Annotated in this window: 17 protein-coding genes and 3 tRNA genes; 11 read left to right on the top strand and 9 right to left on the bottom strand. The window is 63.2% G+C overall.

Annotation, left to right across the window (positions count from 1 at the left end):
• Positions 1-23 precede the first annotated feature (23 nt).
• The gene (locus GYB81_RS10710) at positions 24-977 is read left to right on the top strand and encodes a TAXI family TRAP transporter solute-binding subunit (protein WP_161866946.1); all 954 of its coding nucleotides are present in this window, start codon (positions 24-26) and stop codon (positions 975-977) included.
• 8 nt (positions 978-985) lie between these two features.
• Here GYB81_RS10710 and GYB81_RS10715 read toward each other — a convergent pair whose 3' ends face one another.
• On the bottom strand, positions 986-1,417 hold the full coding sequence (locus GYB81_RS10715; RefSeq protein WP_161866947.1) for a nuclear transport factor 2 family protein: 432 nt from the start codon (positions 1,415-1,417) through the stop codon (positions 986-988).
• 65 nt (positions 1,418-1,482) lie between these two features.
• Positions 1,483-3,516, bottom strand: a complete 2,034-nt coding sequence (locus GYB81_RS10720; RefSeq protein WP_161866948.1) for an NADPH-dependent 2,4-dienoyl-CoA reductase — start codon at positions 3,514-3,516, stop codon at positions 1,483-1,485.
• A 202-nt stretch (positions 3,517-3,718) separates the two neighbouring features.
• Here GYB81_RS10720 and GYB81_RS10725 point away from each other — a divergent pair, with 202 nt between their 5' ends.
• Both GYB81_RS10725 and GYB81_RS10730 read left to right on the top strand, forming a co-directional pair.
• Positions 3,719-4,741: a carbon-nitrogen hydrolase family protein gene (locus GYB81_RS10725; protein WP_161866949.1), complete on the top strand. Its 1,023-nt coding sequence runs from the start codon at positions 3,719-3,721 to the stop codon at positions 4,739-4,741.
• Positions 4,738-5,829 (top strand): AraC family transcriptional regulator, encoded by a 1,092-nt coding sequence (locus tag GYB81_RS10730; protein WP_161866950.1) that lies wholly within the window; start codon positions 4,738-4,740, stop codon positions 5,827-5,829. The genes GYB81_RS10725 and GYB81_RS10730 overlap by 4 nt, the downstream gene beginning before the upstream one ends.
• A 168-nt stretch (positions 5,830-5,997) precedes the next feature.
• On the opposite strand, the gene GYB81_RS10735 is transcribed toward GYB81_RS10730, so the two are convergent.
• The 4 genes from GYB81_RS10735 to GYB81_RS10750 form a co-directional block, all read right to left on the bottom strand.
• Positions 5,998-6,074, bottom strand: a tRNA-Asp gene (locus tag GYB81_RS10735).
• Positions 6,075-6,182: 108 nt separating this feature from the next.
• Positions 6,183-6,259, bottom strand: a tRNA-Asp gene (locus tag GYB81_RS10740).
• A 32-nt stretch (positions 6,260-6,291) separates the two neighbouring features.
• Positions 6,292-6,367, bottom strand: a tRNA-Val gene (locus GYB81_RS10745).
• 88 nt (positions 6,368-6,455) lie between these two features.
• A complete protein-coding gene (locus GYB81_RS10750) occupies positions 6,456-6,929 on the bottom strand; it encodes a MarR family winged helix-turn-helix transcriptional regulator (protein ID WP_161866951.1) in 474 nt (157 codons plus the stop codon).
• A gap of 108 nt (positions 6,930-7,037) precedes the next feature.
• Between GYB81_RS10750 and GYB81_RS10755 the strand changes: the two genes are divergently transcribed.
• From GYB81_RS10755 to GYB81_RS10775, 5 genes are all read left to right on the top strand, one after another.
• Positions 7,038-8,807 (top strand): N-acetylglutaminylglutamine amidotransferase, encoded by a 1,770-nt coding sequence (locus GYB81_RS10755; protein WP_161866952.1) that lies wholly within the window; start codon positions 7,038-7,040, stop codon positions 8,805-8,807.
• 130 nt (positions 8,808-8,937) lie between these two features.
• Complete coding sequence (gene ngg, locus GYB81_RS10760) at positions 8,938-10,677, top strand: N-acetylglutaminylglutamine synthetase (RefSeq protein WP_161866953.1); 1,740 nt, start codon at positions 8,938-8,940, stop codon at positions 10,675-10,677.
• Positions 10,678-10,740: 63 nt separating this feature from the next.
• Entirely contained in the window at positions 10,741-11,940 is a 1,200-nt protein-coding gene (locus tag GYB81_RS10765) for an osmoprotectant NAGGN system M42 family peptidase (RefSeq protein WP_161866954.1), read from the top strand.
• 288 nt (positions 11,941-12,228) lie between these two features.
• The gene (locus GYB81_RS10770; RefSeq protein ID WP_161866955.1) at positions 12,229-14,979 is read left to right on the top strand and encodes a hybrid sensor histidine kinase/response regulator; all 2,751 of its coding nucleotides are present in this window, start codon (positions 12,229-12,231) and stop codon (positions 14,977-14,979) included.
• Positions 14,980-15,043: 64 nt separating this feature from the next.
• Entirely contained in the window at positions 15,044-15,295 is a 252-nt protein-coding gene (locus tag GYB81_RS10775; protein WP_161866956.1) for a YheU family protein, read from the top strand.
• Here the strand turns inward: GYB81_RS10775 and GYB81_RS10780 are convergent.
• The 3 genes from GYB81_RS10780 to ttcA all read right to left on the bottom strand — a co-directional run bounded on the left by GYB81_RS10780 (position 15,285) and on the right by ttcA (position 18,509).
• Positions 15,285-15,956 carry a DNA-3-methyladenine glycosylase I gene (locus tag GYB81_RS10780; protein ID WP_161866957.1) on the bottom strand — a complete coding sequence of 224 codons (672 nt, stop codon included), beginning with the start codon at positions 15,954-15,956 and terminating at the stop codon, positions 15,285-15,287. The genes GYB81_RS10775 and GYB81_RS10780 overlap by 11 nt on opposite strands.
• A gap of 142 nt (positions 15,957-16,098) precedes the next feature.
• Positions 16,099-17,172, bottom strand: a complete 1,074-nt coding sequence (locus tag GYB81_RS10785) for a 3-deoxy-7-phosphoheptulonate synthase (protein ID WP_161866958.1) — start codon at positions 17,170-17,172, stop codon at positions 16,099-16,101.
• A 512-nt stretch (positions 17,173-17,684) separates the two neighbouring features.
• Entirely contained in the window at positions 17,685-18,509 is an 825-nt protein-coding gene (gene ttcA / locus GYB81_RS10790; protein ID WP_013716338.1) for a tRNA 2-thiocytidine(32) synthetase TtcA, read from the bottom strand.
• 101 nt (positions 18,510-18,610) lie between these two features.
• Here ttcA and GYB81_RS10795 point away from each other — a divergent pair, with 101 nt between their 5' ends.
• The 3 genes from GYB81_RS10795 (at position 18,611) to GYB81_RS10805 (ending at position 20,767) form a co-directional block, all read left to right on the top strand.
• Positions 18,611-19,204 carry a DNA-J related domain-containing protein gene (locus GYB81_RS10795; protein ID WP_161866959.1) on the top strand — a complete coding sequence of 198 codons (594 nt, stop codon included), beginning with the start codon at positions 18,611-18,613 and terminating at the stop codon, positions 19,202-19,204.
• Positions 19,205-19,370: 166 nt separating this feature from the next.
• Complete coding sequence (locus tag GYB81_RS10800; RefSeq protein ID WP_161866960.1) at positions 19,371-19,970, top strand: Yip1 family protein; 600 nt, start codon at positions 19,371-19,373, stop codon at positions 19,968-19,970.
• A 134-nt stretch (positions 19,971-20,104) separates the two neighbouring features.
• On the top strand, positions 20,105-20,767 hold the full coding sequence (locus GYB81_RS10805; RefSeq protein WP_161866961.1) for a Yip1 family protein: 663 nt from the start codon (positions 20,105-20,107) through the stop codon (positions 20,765-20,767).
• Positions 20,768-20,811: the final 44 nt, after the last annotated feature.

Consider the following 20,811-nt stretch of genomic DNA (forward strand, 5'->3'; position numbering starts at 1 on the left):
ACAACAATAACGGAGAATTCACCATGCGCTTAGCCAAACGGCTTGGCCTGCTCGTCGCTGCCGCGATCCTGGTCAACAGTCCCAACACTCATGCCAACCCAACCTCAATCAACATCCTTACCGGCGGCACCAGTGGCGTGTATTACCCGCTGGGCATGAGCCTGTCCGACCTCTATAGCGAGAACATCGAAGGCTCGACCACCAGCGTACGCGCCACCAAGGCCTCGGTGGAGAACCTGAACCTGCTGCAGATCGCCCGTGGCCAGCTGGCCTTCGCCCTTGGCGACTCGGTGGCCGACGCCTGGAAAGGCAACGAGGACGCCGGCTTCAGGGCACCGCGTGACCGCCTGCGGGCCATTGCCGGCATCTACCCGAACTACATTCAGATTGTCGCCAGCCAGGCGTCAGGCATCCGCAGTCTGGAAGACCTGCGCGGCAAGCGCATTTCCGTCGGCGCCCCGCGCTCGGGCACCGAGCTCAATGCCAGGGCCATCTTCAAGGCCGCAGGTCTGAGCTACAAAGACATGGGGCAGGTCGAGTTCAAACCCTATGCCGAGTCGGTGGAACTGATCGAAAAAGGCCAGTTGGACGCCACCCTGCAGTCGGCCGGTCTGGGCATGGCGGCCATTCGCGAACTGGCCGAGCGCATGCCGATCACCTTCGTGGCCATTCCGGAGCAGGTGGTGTCACGTATCGGCGGCGCCTATCAGCCAGGCATCATCCCGGCCGGCACTTACAGGGGGCAGGCCAGCGACGTGACCACGGCGACCATCACCAACCTTCTGGTGAGCCAGACCAGCGTTTCCGACGACCTGGCCTACCAGATGACCAGGCTGCTCTTCGAGAACCTGGGCCGCCTGGCCGAAGCTCATCCGGCCGCCAAGGACATCCAGCTGGAGCGGGCAACCAATGGCCTGCCGATTCCGCTGCATCCCGGTGCCGAGCGCTTCTACCGTGAAGTAGGCGTCCTCAAATAGGACGCGCCTCAGCCCTTGGCTGCGGCGAGAAAAGGCGCGAGGCGCTGCGCCATTTCCGCGCCGAGGGCCTGCAGCCCGCTCATTGGGCGCACCATGACCTCGAACTCGACGATCCGCCCTGACTCGTCGAAACGAATCATGTCGATGCCCTTGAGCTCGCGCTCGCCCACCCGTGCGGAGAACTCCAGCACGACATTGAGACCATCGGCCGAGGCCAGCTCCCGGTGATAGGTGAAATCCTCGAACACCTTGAGCACCGTATTGAGGATCAGATTGACTGCCTGCGCCCCCGGATAAGGCGTATGCGCCATGGGCGAACGAAACACCGCCTGCGGATGCAGCAGCTCAGGCAAGGCGCTCAGGTCCCTGGCCGCGACGAACTGGTGCCAGCGCGCCAGGCTGGCGGCGGCGGATGGGTTGAGTTGAGCATCGAACGACATGGGCTTCTCCTTGTTATTGTCAGCCACTAAGCAGACGCCCCGCATAAGGCGGGGCGTCGGTTCGATCAGAGTTCGGCCGCCAGGCGCGAGCCCTGGTTGATCGCGCGCTTGGCATCGAGCTCGGCGGCGACATCCGCGCCACCGACCAGGTGCACGCGCTGACCTGCGCTTTCCAGCCCTTCCTGCAGCTCGCGCAGCGGATCCTGCCCCGCACAGACGATCACGGTGTCGACCGGCAGCACCTGCTCATCGCCACCGGCGATGCGGATATGCAGGCCGGCATCGTCGATCTTCAGGTACTCGACACTGTTGAGCATCTGTACGTTCTTGTTCTTCAGCCCGGTGCGGTGAATCCAACCGGTGGTCTTGCCCAGACCATCGCCAACCTTGGACTTCTTGCGCTGCAGCAGGAAAACCTGACGCGCAGCCGGCTGCGGATGCGCCTGTACGCCAGCCACGCCACCACGCGCTTCGAGGGAGGTATCGATACCCCACTCCTTCCAGAACTCGTCACGGTCGAGGCTGGTGGCCTTGCCCTGGTGAGTGATGAACTCGGAGACGTCGAAGCCGATACCACCGGCGCCGATCACCGCCACCGTCTGGCCGACCGGCTTGCGCTCGAGAATCGCGTCCAGGTAGCCGATCACCTTGGGATGCTCGATCCCCGGAATATCCGGAGTACGCGGGGCGATGCCGGTGGCCAGGATGATTTCGTCGAAACCGCCCGCCACCAGGTCATCCACCGACACGCGGGTATTGAGGCGCACGTCGACACCGGTGGTTTCCAGCTTGCGCTTGAAATAGCGCAGGGTCTCATAGAACTCTTCCTTGCCCGGCACGCGCTTGGCCACGTTGAACTGGCCGCCGATCTCGCTGGCCGCATCGAACAGGGTCACACTGTGGCCACGCTCGGCAGCGACGGTGGAAGCAGCGAGGCCGGCCGGGCCGGCGCCGACCACGGCGATCTTCTTCACCGTGGTGGTGGGAATGTAGTTGAGCTCGGTCTCGTGGCAGGCGCGCGGGTTGACCAGGCAACTGGTCAGCTTGCCGCCGAAGGTGTGATCCAGGCAGGCCTGGTTGCAGCCGATGCAGGTGTTGATTTCGTCCGCGCGGCCTTCGGCGGCCTTGTTGACGAAGTCCGGGTCGGCGAGGAAGGGGCGCGCCATGGACACCATGTCGGCATCGCCCTCGGCCAGCACCTGCTCGGCCACTTCCGGGGTGTTGATGCGGTTGGTGGTGATCAGCGGGATGTTCACCTCGCCCTTGAGCTTGGCGGTGACCTTGGTGAAGGCCGCGCGCGGTACCTTGGTGGCGATGGTGGGGATGCGCGCCTCGTGCCAGCCGATGCCGGTGTTGATCAGGGTGGCGCCGGCCTGTTCGATGGCCTTGGCCAGCAGGACGATCTCGTCCCAGGTGCTGCCGCCTTCGACCAGGTCGAGCATCGACAGGCGATAGATGATGATGAAGTTCGGCCCGACCGCCTCACGCACGCGGCGCACGATCTCCACCGGCAGGCGCATGCGGTTATCAAAGCTGCCGCCCCAGCGGTCGGTACGGTGGTTGGTGTGAGCGACCAGGAACTGGTTGATGAAGTAGCCTTCCGAGCCCATCACCTCGACGCCGTCGTAGCCGGCCTGCTGGGCCAGCGCGGCGCAATTGACGAAGTCGGCGATCTGCTTCTCGATGCCCTCCTCATCCAGCTCGCGCGGCTTGAACGGGTTGATCGGCGCCTGGATGGCGCTGGGGGCCACGGACTTCGGGCTGTAGGCATAACGCCCGGCATGCAGGATCTGCATGCAGATCTTGCCACCGGCCTCGTGCACGGCCTGGGTGACGATCTTGTGCTTCTCCGCCTCTTCCACCGTGCTCAGCTTGGCCGCGCCAGCGTAAACGCCGCCCTCCTCGTTCGGGCCGATACCGCCGGTGACCATCAGGCCAACGCCGCCCCGGGCACGCTCGGCGAAGTAGGCCGCCATGCGCTCGAAGCCGCCCGGCTTCTCTTCCAGGCCGGTGTGCATGGAGCCCATCAGGGTGCGGTTGCTCAGCGTGGTGAAGCCGAGATCGAGCGGGGCCAGCAGGTGCGGGTAACGAGCAGTCATGGAATTCTCCACATCGCGGTGCAGTTCACGGATTGCCGCGGTCTCATGGTCACGCGGTCGGTTATGGAGCCAGACGATAAAGAGGCCGCCAGCCAGGCTCAATGATCAAAAGTGACAAGATAATGATCAAAAATAGCAACATATCTTGGCAGCACGGCTCGACCGACCTAACCTGCACCGCAATCCAACCGAACACCCTGAAATGCGCCTACTGATCACCCTTCTGCTCTCGCTGACTCTGCTGGCCGGTCTCGGCAGCTACGCCCACTGGATCGAACAGCGCCCCAGCAGCCATTACCTGTCCGATCTGCGCAGCCAGGTCGCGCTCGATATCGGCCAGCCGGGCCCACGCGGCAACCTGCTGGGCATCCAGCCGGAGCTGTTCGCCGCCGACTATCAGAGCCTCGCGCGCCTGCGCCTGAAACTCGCTGCCTATCTGGACCACGCCCGTGACCAGGGCCTGCTCAACGAGCGCACCGTCGTCGTGCTGCCCGAGCATATCGGCACTTGGCTTTTGGCCGTGGGCGAGAAGGAAGCGCTACACCGCGCCGCCGAACGCCAGCAGGCCATGCACTGGCTGGTGGCGACCAACCCCATGGATTTTCTCGGCGCGCTGCTGAATGCGGGGAGCGAAGCGCGCCTGGATGACGCCATGCTACGCACCAAGGCGAAATCGATGGCGCATGACTACCAGCAGCTGTTCGGCGACCTGGCCCGCGACTACCAGATCACCCTGGTGGCCGGCTCGATCGTCCTGCCCGAGCCTCGCGTGGAGCTGGGTCGCCTCGAAGTCGGGCGCGGGCCGTTGTACAACACCAGCCTGGTATTCGACCGGGCCGGCAACCCGTTGGGCCAGCCACAACGCCACACCTTCAGCGCTGCCAATCTGAAAACCGCAGCGCCGGCGACCCTGCAGGTGCTGGATACCCCTGCGGGCCGGCTTGGCGTGCTGCTGGGCGGCAGCATCGGTCAGTTGCAGAACGAAGCGCTCAATGGCGACGCCGCCGAACTTCTGGCCATGCCCAGCGACCTGGATGGCCAGAGCGACGATGCCGAACTCGGCGAGCGACTGCAGGCCCACGGCATTCGTGCGGCAATGAAAGTCCATCTGCGCGGCAGGCTGTGGGAACGCAGCGGCCAGCCTCAAGCCCTGGCGTTCGATGCCGGTCGTAGCGAACGAGGCTCGGACGAGCGCGGCGCGCAACTGATCAACCTCTGGTTATGAAAACCTCTCGCGTTCGTCTCGGCGACCTTTCCGTCGGCTTCACTCTGGCGCTGGCCGATGCACTGCGCGCCAAAGGCCGGCCGCCCGAGCCGCTGTTCGAGCAGTTCGGTCTGGATGCCGCCCGTCTGAGCGAACCAAGGGCGCGCCTGTCGATTCCCCGTTTCATGCGCCTCGGCCACAGCGCCATAACCTTGTGCGGCGATCCGGCATTGGGCCTGGACATGGGTCGCCACAGCCATCTGAGCCAGATCGGCCTGGCTGGCATCTGCGCCATGCAGGCGCCGGACCTGCGCGAAGCAGCGCGCACCCTGACCCGATTCGAACCGCTGTACGCCGCCAATTATCGAGGCCGTTCCGGTTTTCGCGAGGACGCCCGCGGCGCGTGGCTGCACTTCTATTCCATCAGCCCGTACAACGCCTATAACCGCTTCGTGGTGGATTCGGTGCTGGCAGGCTGGCAGACCAACCTGGGCCAGGTGGTCGATCGCGCCATCCTCCTGGAAAAGATCGAAATCGAATTTCCAGCGCCAGACTATGGCGAGCGCTACGAGGCGCTGTTCGGCTGCCCGGCAGAGTTCAGCGCTGGCGCCAACCGCCTGCGCCTGAGCAATGAAACCCTGGCGCTGCGCAACCCGCGGCATTGCCCCGGCACCTGGCGGCATCTTGTGGAGTTATGTGAACGCGAACTGGAGCAGCTGACCCGCACGCGAAGCCTGCGCGAACGGGTGATCCAGCTACTCGGCCCATTGCTGCACGGGCACGAACCGGACCTGGATGAAGTCGCGCGCAGCCTGCACCTGCCGAGCTGGACGCTACGGCGCAGGCTAACTGAGGAAGGCACGCAGTTTCGCAGCATCCTCAACGATACCCGCCGCGACCTGGCCACGGCCTATATCCGTGACACCGAGCTGGCCTTCGGCGAGATCGCCTACCTGCTCGGCTTCGCCTCGGCCGAAGCCTTCCAGCGCGCCTTCAAACGCTGGCTGGGGCAAACGCCGGGTGACTACCGCCGCGCACAGCGCAGGGCGAGCGGTGAAGCTCAGAGCTCGGTGGCGTCGTCTTCGACATCAGCGTCGGACGCGTCCTGAACGAGGGCATCGCGCTCGAGCAGCTCTTCCTGATAATCGTCCATCGGGCATTCTCCTGGGTCATTTCGCCTGATCGATAGCAAGCTACTTTGCCCGCATGAAGGCAAGATGACGAAAAGTCGCAGGCAAAGAAAAACCCGCTGATCTTGCGATCAGCGGGCTTCTGTATGGCGCAGCGGACGGGACTCGAACCCGCGACCCCCGGCGTGACAGGCCGGTATTCTAACCGACTGAACTACCGCTGCGTGTCGGCTGGACTTGCGTCCAAAGAACTCTTGAAACTCTGTAGCATCCGATAGCGCCCTTACGGGCCTTGCCATCTCGAACCGAGCCAAGCTCGATCCGGGAAATAATGGCGCAGCGGACGGGACTCGAACCCGCGACCCCCGGCGTGACAGGCCGGTATTCTAACCGACTGAACTACCGCTGCGCGTCGGCCGGACTTGCGTCCGAATTCGCTAATGGTGGGTGGTGACGGGATCGAACCGCCGACCCTCTGCTTGTAAGGCAGATGCTCTCCCGGCTGAGCTAACCACCCATGTGCCTTAGCGAGGCGCGCACTTTATGCAGGTGGCGAAGCTAAGTCAACACCCTGCTTGAATTTTTTCTGAAAAAAGCGCGTCGACTCAGTCCATCTCGCCGCACAGCTCGGCGGCCCTCAGCAACGCCGCCGTCAGATTGTGGCGCTCCCAATCGGCCAGCACGGCAAAACGCTGGTTGAACTCCGGCGGCATCAGTGAAGGCGCCTGCTGAATCAGCTCGCGGCCCGCATCACTTATCAGCAGCCATTGCCTTCGACGATCCTGATTGTCGCGCTGGCGCTGCAACAACCCATGCTCCTCAAGGCGATCGAGCAAACCGGAAAGCGTCGCGGCCGTCAGGCTGACGCGGCTGCTGAGTACGCTGGCAGTCATGCGAGTCTCGCTGGCCAGTACCTGCAGGACCATCAACTGCATGGGGGTCAGACCGCCAAAACGGGCCAGACGCTTGGCGTGCACTTCCCCCGCCTGCTGCAGACGCCGCAGCGCCTGAAATAGTGGCATTTCAAAGGCCATGACAGATGACAGATCTATTTCAGCAGGAACTTTTTTAGCTTCCATAAACACCAATCCTTAACCACCATTACTTTGACATGAAAGCATTTTCTTGTTTTGGTGTAAAAGGCTCGGCCACGAGCCACTCCCCAACGGCAACACCGGTAAGGAACTATGTGCGGAATAGCTGGAGAACTACGTTTTGATCGACGCCCCGCGGACCTGGCGGCAGTCGAACGCATCACCCATCATCTCGCCCCTCGCGGCCCCGACGCCCACGGTTTTCATAGCCAGGGCCCCGTCGCCCTCGGCCACCGCCGCCTGAAGATCATGGATCTGGCCGAAGCTTCGGGCCAGCCGATGATCGACAGTGATCTCGGCCTGTCGATGGTGTTCAACGGCGCCATCTATAACTACCCCGAACTGCGCAGCGAACTGGAAGCGCTGGGCTATCGCTTCTTCTCCGGCGGTGACACCGAGGTACTGCTCAAGGGTTATCACGCCTGGGGCGAAGCCTTGCTGCCCAAGCTCAACGGCATGTTCGCCTTCGCCGTCTGGGAACGCGACGCGCAGAGCCTATTCATCGCCCGCGACCGCCTCGGCGTCAAACCGCTGTACCTGTCACGCACCGGCGAGCGCCTGCGTTTCGCCTCGTCGCTGCCAGCCCTGCTGCAGGGTGGCGATATCACCAAGACGCTCGATGCCGTCGCCCTCAATCATTATCTGAACTTCCATGCCGTAGTGCCGGCGCCGCGCACCATCCTGGCGGGTGTTGAAAAACTGCCGCCGGCCACCTGGATGCGCGTCGATGCCGACGGCAAGATCGAGCAGAAGACCTGGTGGTCCCTGCAGTTCGGCCCGCTAGGCGATGAAGCGGCGTACGGCCTGGAAGAATGGCGCGACCTGACGCTGGAAACCATGCGCGAAGCCGTGGCCATTCGTCAGCGTGCCGCCGTCGACGTTGGTGTACTGCTCTCCGGTGGCGTCGACTCGAGCATGCTGGTCGGCCTGCTGCGCGAAGCCGGCGTGGAGAATCTGCTGACCTTCTCCATCGGTTTCCAGGATGCCGGTGGCGAGCGTGGCGACGAGTTCCAGTATTCGGACCTGATCGCCCAGCGCTTTGCCACCCGTCACCATCAGTTGCGTATCGGCGAGCACGAGATTCTCGATCAACTGCCGCAGGCCTTCCGTGCCATGAGCGAGCCGATGGTCAGCCACGACTGCATCGCCTTCTACCTGCTCTCGCGCGAAGTGGCCAAGCACTGCAAGGTGGTACAGAGCGGCCAGGGCGCCGACGAACTGTTCGCCGGCTACCACTGGTACCCGCAGGTCGACGGCGCCAAGGATGCCTTCGCCGCCTACCGCGCCGCCTTCTTCGACCGCGAGCACGACGAGTACGCCGCCTGCGTGCAACCCGCCTGGCTGACCGGCGACATGGCCGGCGAGTTCGTTCGCGAGCACTTCGCCATGCCGGGCGCCGACGCCGCAGTGGACAAGGCGCTACGCCTGGACAGCACGGTGATGCTGGTCGATGACCCGGTCAAGCGCGTGGACAACATGACCATGGCCTGGGGCCTGGAGGCGCGCACACCGTTCCTCGACTACCGCGTGGCCGAGCTGTCGGCGCGTATCCCGGCACAGTTCAAGCTGCCTGAAGGCGGCAAGTACGTGCTCAAGGAAGCGGCGCGCAAGGTCATCCCCAGCGAGGTGATCGACCGGCCCAAGGGTTACTTCCCGGTACCGGGTCTCAAGTACCTGGAAGGCGCCACCCTCGGCTGGGTGCGCGACCTGCTGCTCGACCCCAGCCAGGATCGCGGCCTGTTCAACCCGAACATGCTCGACCAGTTGTTGACTAATCCAGAGAGCCAGCTCACCCCCCTGCGCGGCTCCAAGCTGTGGCAGTTGGCGGCGCTCAACCTGTGGCTGAGCGAGCAGGGTCTGTAACTGAGACGGAGCGGCCTTTTGGCCGCTCTTGCAGGATCAATGGTCGTAGCCCGGTAAAGCCGGGATTTGTCGCGACTCAATGACGATCCGGCTCAGACCGGACGTAGTGAACACGGACAGGGACTATTCCATGCGCTCCACTGCCTTCAACCAACGCCTGCTGCGCGGCCAGACGCCCTCCTACGAACGTCTGCAAGCGCGCCTGGCCGAAGACCACGCCAGCCAGCCAAGCCAGCCGCAGGCCATCCATTGCGGCTGGGGCCGCCTGCTGATCGGCCATACTTACCCGGACCCCACCGTGCTGGCCGAGGCGCTGCTCGCCGAGCAACCCGGCGAGCGCGATATCGCCCTGTATGTCGCCGCACCGCACCAGGTGCTGGCCCATGCGCCGCAGCAACTGTTTCTCGACCCTTCCGACACGCTGCGCCTGTGGTTCACCGACTACCGTCCGGCACGGCGCATTTTCCGGGGTTTTCGCATTCGCCGGGCGCAGAACGAGGCAGACTGGCAGGCCATCAACTGCCTGTATCAAACCCGCAACATGTTGCCGATCGACCCGGCCAAGCTCACGCCCTACAACGAAGGCGGCCCGACCTATTGGCTGGCGGAGGATGAAGACAGTGGCGACGTGATCGGCAGCGTCATGGGGCTCAACCACCAACGGGCCTTCCGCGACCCGGAAAACGGTAGCAGCCTGTGGTGCCTGGCAGTAGCCCCCCAGTGCAGCCGCCCTGGCGTCGGTGAAGTACTGGTGCGTCACCTGATCGAGCACGGCATGAGTCGCGGGCTGAGCTATCTTGATCTGTCGGTGCTGCACGACAACAAGCAGGCCAAGCGCCTCTACGCCAAACTGGGTTTTCGCGAGCTGCAGACCTTCAGTCTCAAGCGCAAGAACGGCATCAACCAGCCGCTGTTCCTCGGGCCGGGCCCGCAGGCCGAGCTCAACCCTTACGCACGCATCATCGTTGACGAGGCGCTGCGCCGCGGTATCGAGGTGCAGGTGGACGACGCAGAAGCCGGGTTGTTCACCCTCAGCCACGGCGGTCGGCGCATCCGCTGCCGGGAATCGCTGTGCGACCTGACCAGCGCTGTGAGCATGACTCTGTGCCAGGACAAACGCCTGACCCACCGTGCCCTCTCGCGCGCCGGTCTAAGCGTGCCGGCCCAGCGTCTGGCCGGCAGTGCGGAGGACAACGCCACCTTCCTCGCCGAGCACGGCTCGGTGGTGGTCAAACCGGTTGACGGCGAACAGGGCCAGGGCGTGGCGGTCGACCTGCGCACGCCGGGTGAAGTGCAGGAAGCCATTGAGCGCGCCCGCGTGTTCGACCAGCGCGTGCTGCTGGAGAGCTATCACGAGGGGCACGATCTGCGCATCCTGGTGATCGGCTACGAAGTGGTGGCTGCCGCCATTCGTCGCCCGGCCGAGATCCTCGGCGATGGTCGCCATAGCATCGGCGAGCTGATCGATGCCCAAAGCCGTCGTCGTCAGGCCGCCACCGGCGGCGAAAGCCGCATTCCCAAGGACGCCGAAACCCTGCGAACCCTGCACGGTGCCGGCCTCGACTACGACAGCGTATTGCCGGCAGGCCAGCGCCTGGCGGTACGCAAGACAGCCAACCTGCACACCGGCGGCACTCTGGAAGACGTCACCGCGGTTCTCCATCCCGCTCTGCGCGACGCGGCAATCAAAGCCGCGCGAGCCCTGGAAATCCCGGTGGTCGGCCTCGACCTGCTGGTGCCGGCGGCCGACCAGCCCGACTACGTGTTCATCGAGGCCAACGAACGGGCCGGTCTGGCAAACCACGAGCCGCAGCCGACGGCCGAGCGCTTCGTCGACCTGCTGTTCCCGCTAAGCCAGGCAACGAGCTGAACACTCTCCCCCCGGCCCTCTCCCGCACAAGGGAGAGGGGCAATCCGAACGCGAGGAGCTTGCATGCAACAGTTACCCGAACCTGATCTGGACTACCTGCAGAAGGTACTGCTGGAGATGCTCGCCATCCCCAGTCCTACCGGTTTCACCGACACCATCGTGCGCTACGTAGCCGAACGCCTCGAAGAGCTGGAAATCCCCTTCGAGCTGACCCGCCGCGGCACCATCCGCGCCACCCTGCGTGGGCGTCAGAGCGAGTACGAACGTTTCGACCGTGCCGTTTCCGTGCACCTCGACACCATTGGCGCCATCGTCCGCGAGATCAAGGACAACGGCCGTCTCGGCCTGGCGCCGGTGGGCTGCTGGTCGAGCCGCTTCGCCGAAGGCAGTCGCGTCAGCCTGTTCACCGACAACGGCGTGATTCGCGGCAGCGTGCTGCCGCTGATGGCCTCCGGGCACGCCTTCAACACCGCCGTCGACACCATGCCGATCAGTTGGGACCACGTCGAGCTGCGCCTGGACGCCTACTGCGCCACCCGTGCCGATTGCGATTCACTCGGCGTTTGCGTGGGTGATTTCGTCGCCTTCGATCCGCTGCCGGAGTTCTCCGAAAGCGGACATATCAGCGCCCGTCACCTCGATGACAAGGCTGGCGCCGCAGCGCTGCTGGCGTCACTCAAGGCGATTCGCGATCAGGGCCTGCAACCGATGATCGACTGCCACCCGCTGTTTACCATCACCGAGGAAGTCGGCTCCGGCGCCGCCGCTGCCCTGCCCTGGGATGTCAGCGAGTTCGTCGGCATCGATATCGCACCGGTCGCACCGGGCCAGCAATCCAGCGAACATGCGGTCAGCGTGGCCATGCAGGACTCCGGCGGGCCCTACGACTATCACCTGTCACGTCAGTTGCTGCGCCTGGCTGCCGAACAGGAGGTGCCGGTGCGCCGTGATCTGTTCCGTTACTACCACAGCGATGCGCAATCGGCCGTCACCGCCGGCCATGACATTCGCACGGCACTGCTGGCCTTCGGCTGCGACGCCACCCATGGCTACGAGCGCACCCATATCGACAGCCTCAAGGCCTTAAGCCGCCTGCTCACTGCCTACATGATGAGCCCGCCGGTATTCGCCAGCGACGCCCAGCCGGCCCAGGGTTCGCTGGAGCGTTTCAGCCATCAGTTGGAGCACGATGCACAGATGGAAAGCGACACCCGTGTTCCTCCCGTGGACAGCCTGGTTGGCCAACATGATCGCGACGCTTGAAGGCTGCGACACATAGAGGCAAAGTGACGCGCAAGGACCCAGGGGAGCTTCAGCTCCCCTTTTTATGGCCAGCGTTCGCGGTCAGCTACCCTAAGGATGTCGCCACGTGACGTTACAAAGGAATGACTCCCGCTCTGCTGAACGGCCCTTTGAAAAGGCTTTTAGCAAGCCGAGCTAGGATCAGGTCGAGAAACGCGCGGTGCGTGGCGGTGCACGGACATTTCGAGGCTGTTTTCAACGCAGCACGGCCACGCGCAACGATTTGCAGACACTTTCTGAGGTTCACGGATGCCTCGCCTTCACCTGGTTTTGCTGCTGTTGTGGCTTGCCTGCCCGGCATGGGCCCTTACGCCTGCGCCGCTGGATAGCGACGACCTGCGCCTGTCTCTCGGGCCGTACACCGGTTACTACGAGGACGTGGGCGGTACCCTCAACGTCGAGCAGGTGCTGGCCCTGGAGGATGACGACTTTCGTAAAGTCAGCGGCGAACATGCCAATCTCGGCAAGAATGCTTCGGTCTGGTGGTTCAAGATTCGCCTGGTCAATGCCTTGAAACATGAGGTGGGCGGCTACCTTGAAATCAATTATCCACTACTCGATCACCTGCAGGTTCACCTGATCAACCCCGATGGCAAAAGCCTGCAACAGGAAAGCGGCGACACCTTCGCCTTCTCCCAACGGCCGGTGCAGGTTCGCAATTTCTGGTTCCCCATGCAGCTCGAACCCGGCGTCAGCACGCTGCTGGTTCGCGTGGAAACCACCAGCACGGTGTTCGTGCCGCTGTTCTTTGCCACTTATGGCGCAAGCGCGGCGGCGCAGGAGAATCTGATGGGTTTCAACGGCGCGTTCTACGGCGTGCTGTTCGCCATGTTCTGCTACAACCTGTTTCTTTACCTGTCGCTGCGCGAATCGGCTTATCTCTGGTACCTGGCCTACAACCTCAACGTTGGCCTGCTCGCCGCCTGCTTCGATGGCATGCTGTTCAAGTTGCTGCCCGAGCACGTGGCCTTGCAGTCGGTGAGCATCTATATCCTCATGTACCTGCACTGCCTCACGGCCATCCAGTTCAGCCGCCATTTCCTTCACGCCCGACAGTACTTCCCGCGCCTGGACACCTACCTGCGCCTGCTGATGCTGATCTGCGTCGGCTGCCTGCTGTCGGTGCCACTGATTGGCTTCGCGGCGTGGAACATCCTCGCCAGCGTCACCGTTTCCCTGGTCTCGTTGATCCTGCTGCTGACCGGCATCTATGTCTGGCGCCGCGGCGTGCGCTACGGCTCTTATTACACGCTGGCCTGGGCCATTCTGCTGTTCGCCTTCATCCAGGCCACTACCGGTTCGCTGGGGCTGGAAGTATTCGGCGTATTCGGCGCCACGGTGGTGAAGATCGGCGTGACCATCGAGCTGATCACCCTGTCCATCGGCCTGGCCGACCGCATCAACCTGCTCAAGGAAGAAGGCTTCCAGTCTCGCCGGGCGGCAGAGCAGGCAGCCTTCGAGAGCCAGGCCAAGAGCCGCTTCCTGGCCAAGATGAGCCATGAGATCCGCACCCCGCTCAATGGCGTGCTGGGCATGCTGCAACTGCTGCGCGAAACGCCGCTGGATCGCAGCCAGCGCTTCTATGTCGATACCATCTCCAGCTCCGGCAGTTCGCTGATGGCGGTGATTAACGACATCCTCGACTACGCCCGTATCGAGTCAGGCAAGCTCAGTCTGGAGCAGATCGAGTTCGATCTCGAGGACATGATTTCCGAGACCCTCAGCCTGTTCACCGGCCAGGCTCTGGACAAGCGCCTGCGCCTTTACGTCAGCCTGGAAAATGGCGTACCACGGCGCATTCAGGGTGACCCGACGCGGCTCAAGCAAGTGCTGATGAACCTGCTCAGCAACGCCCTGAAGTTCACCGCAGAAGGCCATGTGGCAGTCAGCGTCAGCCGCCGCAGCGACAGCCATGGTAAGCCGCACCTGATATTCGCCGTCAGCGACAGTGGCATCGGCATCAGCGAGCAGGCGCTGGCACAGTTGTTCGAATCCTTCGCCCAGGGCGACTCCAGCACCACGCGCCGCTATGGCGGCAGCGGGCTGGGGCTGGCCATCAGCAAGGAACTGGTGGAGATGATGGGCGGGCGGATCGAGGTACAGAGCACCCTCGGCCAGGGTACTCGTTTTGCCTTCGACATCCCCTTGCTGAGCGAGCAGGACGTGCCTGAAGAGCTCAACCGCCTGCTGGCGGGCCGCACCGCCCTGCTCGCCTCGCTCGATGGCCTTGGGCTGGATGCCATGAGCCGCCTGCTCGGTCGCTGGGGCATGCGCACCGAGCGTTGCCAGACACCGGAGCGACTGCAGGACTATCTGGAGGATTTCGCGGCGCCACCGCTGCTGGTACTAATGGCGCCCTGGCCAGGTGGCGTCAACCATTGGCTCGATTCAATCAGGCCAAAACTACAGGCGCAGCAGCGCGTGCTGCTGATCTGCCCGCCCGAAGCCTGTCCGCAGCTACCGGCGAGCCAGGGCCTGCGTCTGCAACACCTGGCCCAGCCGGTGGCGATCAACGCACTGCGTCAGGCACTCACCGGGCTATACGAAGAACCCCGGGCAAAGGTACATCAGTTGGTCAGAGATATGCGCAGCGACAACAGTAACGCCCCCTGCATACTGGTAGCAGAAGACAACCCGGTGAATCAGCTGGTGGTTCAGGGCTTCCTGAAGAAACGCGGCTACAGCGTGCGCCTGGTCACCAATGGCCAGGCCGCCGTCGATGAATACAGCCGTGACCCGGCTGCCGTGCACCTGATCCTGATGGACTGCGAGATGCCGGTGATGGACGGCTTCGAAGCCACCCGACAAATCCGGCGCCTGGAGCGCAGCCGCCAGCTTGCTGCAGTACCGGTTATCGCCCTGACTGCACACATCCTCGAAGAGCACCGCCAGCATGGACTGGATGCGGGCATGGACGATTTCCTCGGTAAGCCGCTCGATAGCGGCCTGCTTTACAGCACGCTGGAGCGTTTTCTGAAACGCCCCGGCAACCGCGCCTGAATAGACTCGCAGCCTGGCGCCCTCTGGCTCTATCATGGGCGCCAACAACCGGAGCCCATTCGCTGTGCTGATCCCCGCTCACCTGCTGCAAGCCGATACCCTTACCGCCCTGATCGAAGATTTCGTCACCCGCGACGGCACCGACAACGGTGACGAAACGCCGCTGGAAACCCGCGTACAGCGAGTACGCCGCGCTCTGGACAAGGGCGAGGCGGTGATCGTGTTCGACCCGGAAAGCCAGCAATGTCAGCTGGCGATGAAGCGTGACGTGCCCAGGGAATGGCTGGATGCCCTGAACGACACCCTCAATGATTGACCGTATGCGCCAGCATCACCGATAGCTGGCACAGCGGCCGTCCGCTCTCGGCCTGCCACTGATTGAAGGCAGCCTGCACCGCGGCCAGATCCTTCTGACTGGTCGGCGCCTTGTTGATCACGCCCTGCGCTTTGAGCGCGGCGACCATGTCGTCGGTGGGGACGAAGGTATCCTTGCCCACCATGCGCAGAAAACGCGGCGCCGACAGTCCACCAAGCTGGTTGCCCTGCCTGGCCAGGTATTTCCACAACCCGACGATATCGGTCACCGGCCAGTCGGCGATCAGGGCGCCGAAGCTACCTTTCTCGCGGCGCACGTCGAGGATGAACTGGGCATTGCGCGGCACGCTCTTGAGCTTACCCAGGTGGCGGATCAGCCGCGCATCCTGCATCAGGTTCTCCAGACGCTCGGCCCCCATCAGCACGACCTTTTCCGGGTCGAAGCCGAAGAACACCTCCTCGAACGCCGGCCACTTGGCGTCCACCAGGCTGTGCTTGAGGCCGGCGCGGAAGATGCGCAGGCTCATCAGCGACAGATAGCGGTCATCGCTCAGCGCGCGCAGCGCTGCATCGCTGCGCGGCTCCGGCAGCATGGCCTCCAGCGCCTTGGCCGAGCCGAAACGGTTTAGGCAGAACTCGTGCAGCCACTTGTAATCACGCATGAATCGAATCCTTCATGAAACGGATGACGAAGCCTGCACGCAGGAAGCACTACAGTTCAAGCCCAGTGGGAGCCCCGCCCCGGGGCGAAGCTCTTTGCCTGTACGCCTCAGGCCTGAGCACATTCGCCGCGAGGCGCGGCTCCTACAGCAAAACACCGCGCAAACGCTCGGCAGCCAGGCGCAAGGATGCTTCGGTGCCCTCCCAACCCAGGCAGCCATCGGTGATCGACACGCCATAACGCAGCTCGCCGGACAGCGCCTGGCAGCCGTCGAACAAATGGCTCTCCAGCATCACTCCGCGCAGACTGGCATCACCGGCCAGACGCTGCTCGATCACACTGTCCAGTACCGCCGGTTGACGCAACGGATCCTTGCCACTGTTGGCGTGACTGCAGTCGACCATGATGCGCGGCGCGATACCCTGACGCTGCAGCGCCTCGCGCGCAGCGGCGACGCTGGCGGCATCGTGGTTCGGCGCGCCATGGCCGCCGCGCAGCACCAGATGGGTGTCCGGGTTGCCGGCGGTGTGCAGCAGCGCCGGATGACCGAGGTCGTCGATGCCGAAATGCTGATGCGGATGCGCCGCCGAACGCATGGCGTCACAGGCGATGCCGACGCTGCCGTCGGTGCCGTTCTTGAAGCCGACCGGCAGATCCAGACCGCTGACCATCTCGCGGTGCACCTGCGACTCGCTGGTACGTGCGCCAATCGCCGCCCAGCCGAGCAGATCATCGAAGTAACCAGCCGCCATCGGCTGCAGCAGTTCGCTGGCCAGCGGCAGGCCGCGCTCAAGGATATCCAGCATTAGTTGCCGCGACAGGCGCAGCCCTTCGGCCATATCACCACTGCCATTTAGATGCGGGTCGTACAACAGGCCCTTCCAGCCCACGGTGGTGCGCGGTTTTTCCACGTAGGCGCGCATCACCAACAGCAACTGGTCATCGACCTGCGGCGCCAGTTCAGCCAGACGCTCGGCGTATTCGAGGGCGCTGGTGCGGTCATGCAGGGAACAGGGGCCGACCACCACCAGCAGGCGCGAATCTCGGCCATCGAGCACGGCGCGGATGGCCTCGCGGTCGGCGGCGATACGTTCGGCAAGTACGGCGGATAGCGGCAGGCGCTGGCGCAGTACGGCGGGGCTGGGCAGCGGCTGGGCGCTGCGGCGGGCGATGGTGGTGACGGGGCAAGCGAGTTGAGCGGAGACGGATGCATTCATGATCTGGCGGTTCCTTGGCCGGCGCGGTCTATACCGCGGCGGCGCTAACTGAGTGTTCGTTGCAAAGGTGTCAGGGCGGTGGTGACGCTGCTAAATCGCCAGTCGTAGCGGTAGTTGCGGTAATAACGGTTCATCTGTGAGTCCTCGATCTGTGGCCATTTTCGGCCGGAAAAAACAAAACCCCCGGTCGGGTTGCCGACCGGGGGTTTTCTGGAAAACGTCTCTGGTGGCGACCCTGGTGTCTCAGGCCGCCTGTGGGGTATCAGGCGCGCCTGTGGCTAAACCAATACCCAAAAAAATAATACGCTGCAGCCGCGACCGACTGCGCACGCGCCAACGCGGCGCGCGAGACACCGGCTTGCAGCGTGGACAGGAGGTTGAGGCTGGCGGACATGAAATTCTCCAAAGCGATGGCCGAACCATACTCCAGGCCTTTAGCGCCTGGCAAGCGTCGCGGCTAAAGCCCCTCCCACATGCGACGCGACCGTGGGAGGGGCTTTAGCCGCGATGATTTACAGGCTCATCACATCGAGAAAGCGCGGCGTGGCGCTGTCGTCGATCTTCAGGCTCTTGAAGTCGAACAGGTTGCGGTCAGCCAGTTGCGAGGGGTGCACGTTCTGCAGGGCGCGGAACATGATCTCGACGCGGCCAGGGCTCTTGCGCTCCCACTCCTGCAGCATCTCCTTAACCACCTGGCGCTGCAGGTTCTCCTGCGAGCCGCAGAGGTTGCACGGGATGATGGGGAATTCCTTGAGCTGGCTGTAGGCCTCGATATCGGCTTCGGCGCAATAGGCCAGCGGGCGGATCACCACGTTGCGGCCATCGTCCGACAGCAACTTGGGCGGCATGGCCTTGAGCGTGCCGCCGTAGAACATGTTGAGAAAGAAGGTTTCCAGAATGTCGTCGCGGTGGTGCCCCAGCGCCATCTTGGTCGCGCCGATCTCGTCGGCATAGGTGTACAGGGTGCCGCGCCGCAGGCGCGAGCACAGCGAGCAGGTGGTCTTGCCCTCGGGAATCTTCTCCTTGACCACCGAGTAGGTGTCCTTCTCGATGATGTGGTACTGCACACCGATGGACTCCAGATAGGCCGGCAGCACGTGCTCGGGAAAGCCGGGCTGCTTCTGGTCCATGTTCACCGCGACGATCTCGAACTTGATCGGCGCGACCTTCTGCAGATACAGCAGCACGTCGAGCATGGTGTAGCTGTCCTTGCCGCCGGACAGGCAGACCATCACCTTGTCGCCATCCTCGATCATGTTGAAATCGGTGATGGCTTCGCCGGCCAGGCGGCGAATGCGCTTCTGCAGTTTGTTCTGGTTGACCGAAAGGGTGCCCATGGTGCGTCGAAATCCGAGGGGGTGGGAACGAAAGCGCGACATTTTACGCACAAAGGCGCTGCACCCCTACCCCGTTGACGGTTAAATGCTAGGCTCGGCCGATGAACGACGACCTAGACCCCAGCCAGGATCTCGCAGAGCAGGTGCTGCAATTATTACAGAACGCTCCCGACGGTCTGGCCGAATACGCCCTGATCCAGCAGCTCAAGTCCCGCCACAGCGGCCATCTGCCCAACCTGCCGCTGACAGACAAGCTGGTGCTGTTTCGCACCCATTTTCTGCTGTTCAACGCGCTCTACCGCCTGCGTGACCGACTCTGGCAGGAGCAGACGCACCTGCTCGAGATCAGCCCGCTGTGCATTCGCCTGCAGCCCTATCGGGCCGGCAGCAGCGCGCTGAGCGAACGCGACGAGCTACGCGACTACTACCTGGACATGAGCCACCTGCAGAGCACCGACGAACGCGACGTGGAACGCCTGCTGACCAGCTTCTGGACGCGCATGCAGGGCGGCGACGAGAAGCAGGCCGCCCTGGAGCTGTTTGAACTCAACAACGAACGCACGCTCGATTTGCCACGAATCAAGCAGCGCTACCGACAAATGGTCAGCTTGCACCATCCGGACCGAGGCGGCAGTACAGAGCGCTTGCAGTCGATCAACCTGGCGATGGAAATTCTTGAGCGCTATTACCACTGACGCCTAGAGAGCAATTTGCTCTAAAGCCAGACACCACGCCTGCCCCAGGCCCTGCCTATACTGCGGCATAAGGTCGCATCGATTTGGCCTGACACCCGGTGACGCTGTACACGCGTCCCGGGCGTTCGCTGGGGGGCGACCGTCATAAGAAAAGGAGGTGTCTGGCATGATCCACCACGTTTGGGGGCTCTTCACCCATCCCGATCAAGAATGGCAAGAAATTCGTGGCGAGGAAGAATCCATCAGCCACATGTACCTGACCCATGTTCTGATTCTGGCGGCGATTCCCGCCATCTCGGCCTATATCGGCACCACTCAGGTTGGCTGGGCAATCGGCGACCGAACACCCGTCATGCTTACCGAAGGCAGTGCAATGGTGATGACCATCATGTCCTACCTGGCGATGCTAGCCGGCGTGGCCGTGATGGGCGCCTTCATCCACTGGATGGCACGTACCTACGATGCCAACCCGAGCCTAACCCAGTGTGTGGTATTCGCTGCCTATACGGCGACGCCGCTGTTCATCGGAGGCCTTGCAGCGCTCTATCCGCATCTGTGGTTGGGCATGGTCGTAGGCACGGTCGCGATCTGCTACACGGTCTATCTGCTCTACGTCGGCATACCGACCTTCATGAATATCCCCGAAGATGAGGGCTTCATGTTCTCCAGCTCCGTGCTGGCAGTCGGTCTGGTGGTGCTGGTGGCGATGATCGCCAGCTCGGTAATCCTCTGGGGCATGGGCATCGGCCCGATCTACACCAGTTGATCGCGCTTGGCAGCAATCAGCAGGCCGCCCCCGGGCGGCCTTTTTGTTGCCTTACAGCTTGTAAGGAAATTGAGTTGAACCCTACGCCGTATTGGCTGCCCCAAATATAAAGGCAGTCAGCGGATGGACTTACCATGTATGCGAACCTCTACACCCTACTCACACGCCCGGATCGTGCCTGGACGGCAATTCGCCAGGATGAAGAACGCAATAGCGCCAACTACCTGCCCTACCTTTTTCTGTTTGCCCTGCTGCCGGCGGTTTGTCTGTTCATCGGCACACACTGGGTGGGCTGGAGCCTGGTCGAAGAAGAGCGTATCCGCCTGGAGGCGATAAGCGCCTTGCAGTTAAGCGTACTGCTCTATGTGGCGACGCTGATCGGCGTCTTCATCATGGGCTACTTCCTGCGCTATATGTCGCGGACCTTCGAGGCCAGGCCCACGTTCAACCAGTGCATCGGTTTCATCGCCTATGCCTGCACCCCGTTCTTCCTCGCCGGCATCGCCGCGCTCTACCCCACCCGCTGGTTGGCGATACTGGTTCTGGCGGCAGCCTGCGCGCATACCTCTTACCTGTTCTATGTCGGCCTGCCGCGCTTCATGCGCATCGACAACCATCAAGGCTTTCTTTACGCCTCCTCGATGGTTGGCGTTGGCCTGCTGGTAGTTGTCACCATACTGGTCAGCACCATCCTGTTCTGGACCTACACGCTCCAGCCGGACTATCAGCGAACGGTCGATCAGGATCAGAGCCGCGGCACGCAGCAGGAGCGTATGCAACCGCCAGGAGACGAGTGATACCTGCGCAGCCGGGCTGCTTGCGGCATAATTCGCCCTCAGCC

The sequence above is a fragment of the Pseudomonas yangonensis genome, assembly GCF_009932725.1.
In the GTDB taxonomy this organism is placed as follows: Bacteria; Pseudomonadota; Gammaproteobacteria; order Pseudomonadales; family Pseudomonadaceae; genus Aquipseudomonas; species Aquipseudomonas yangonensis.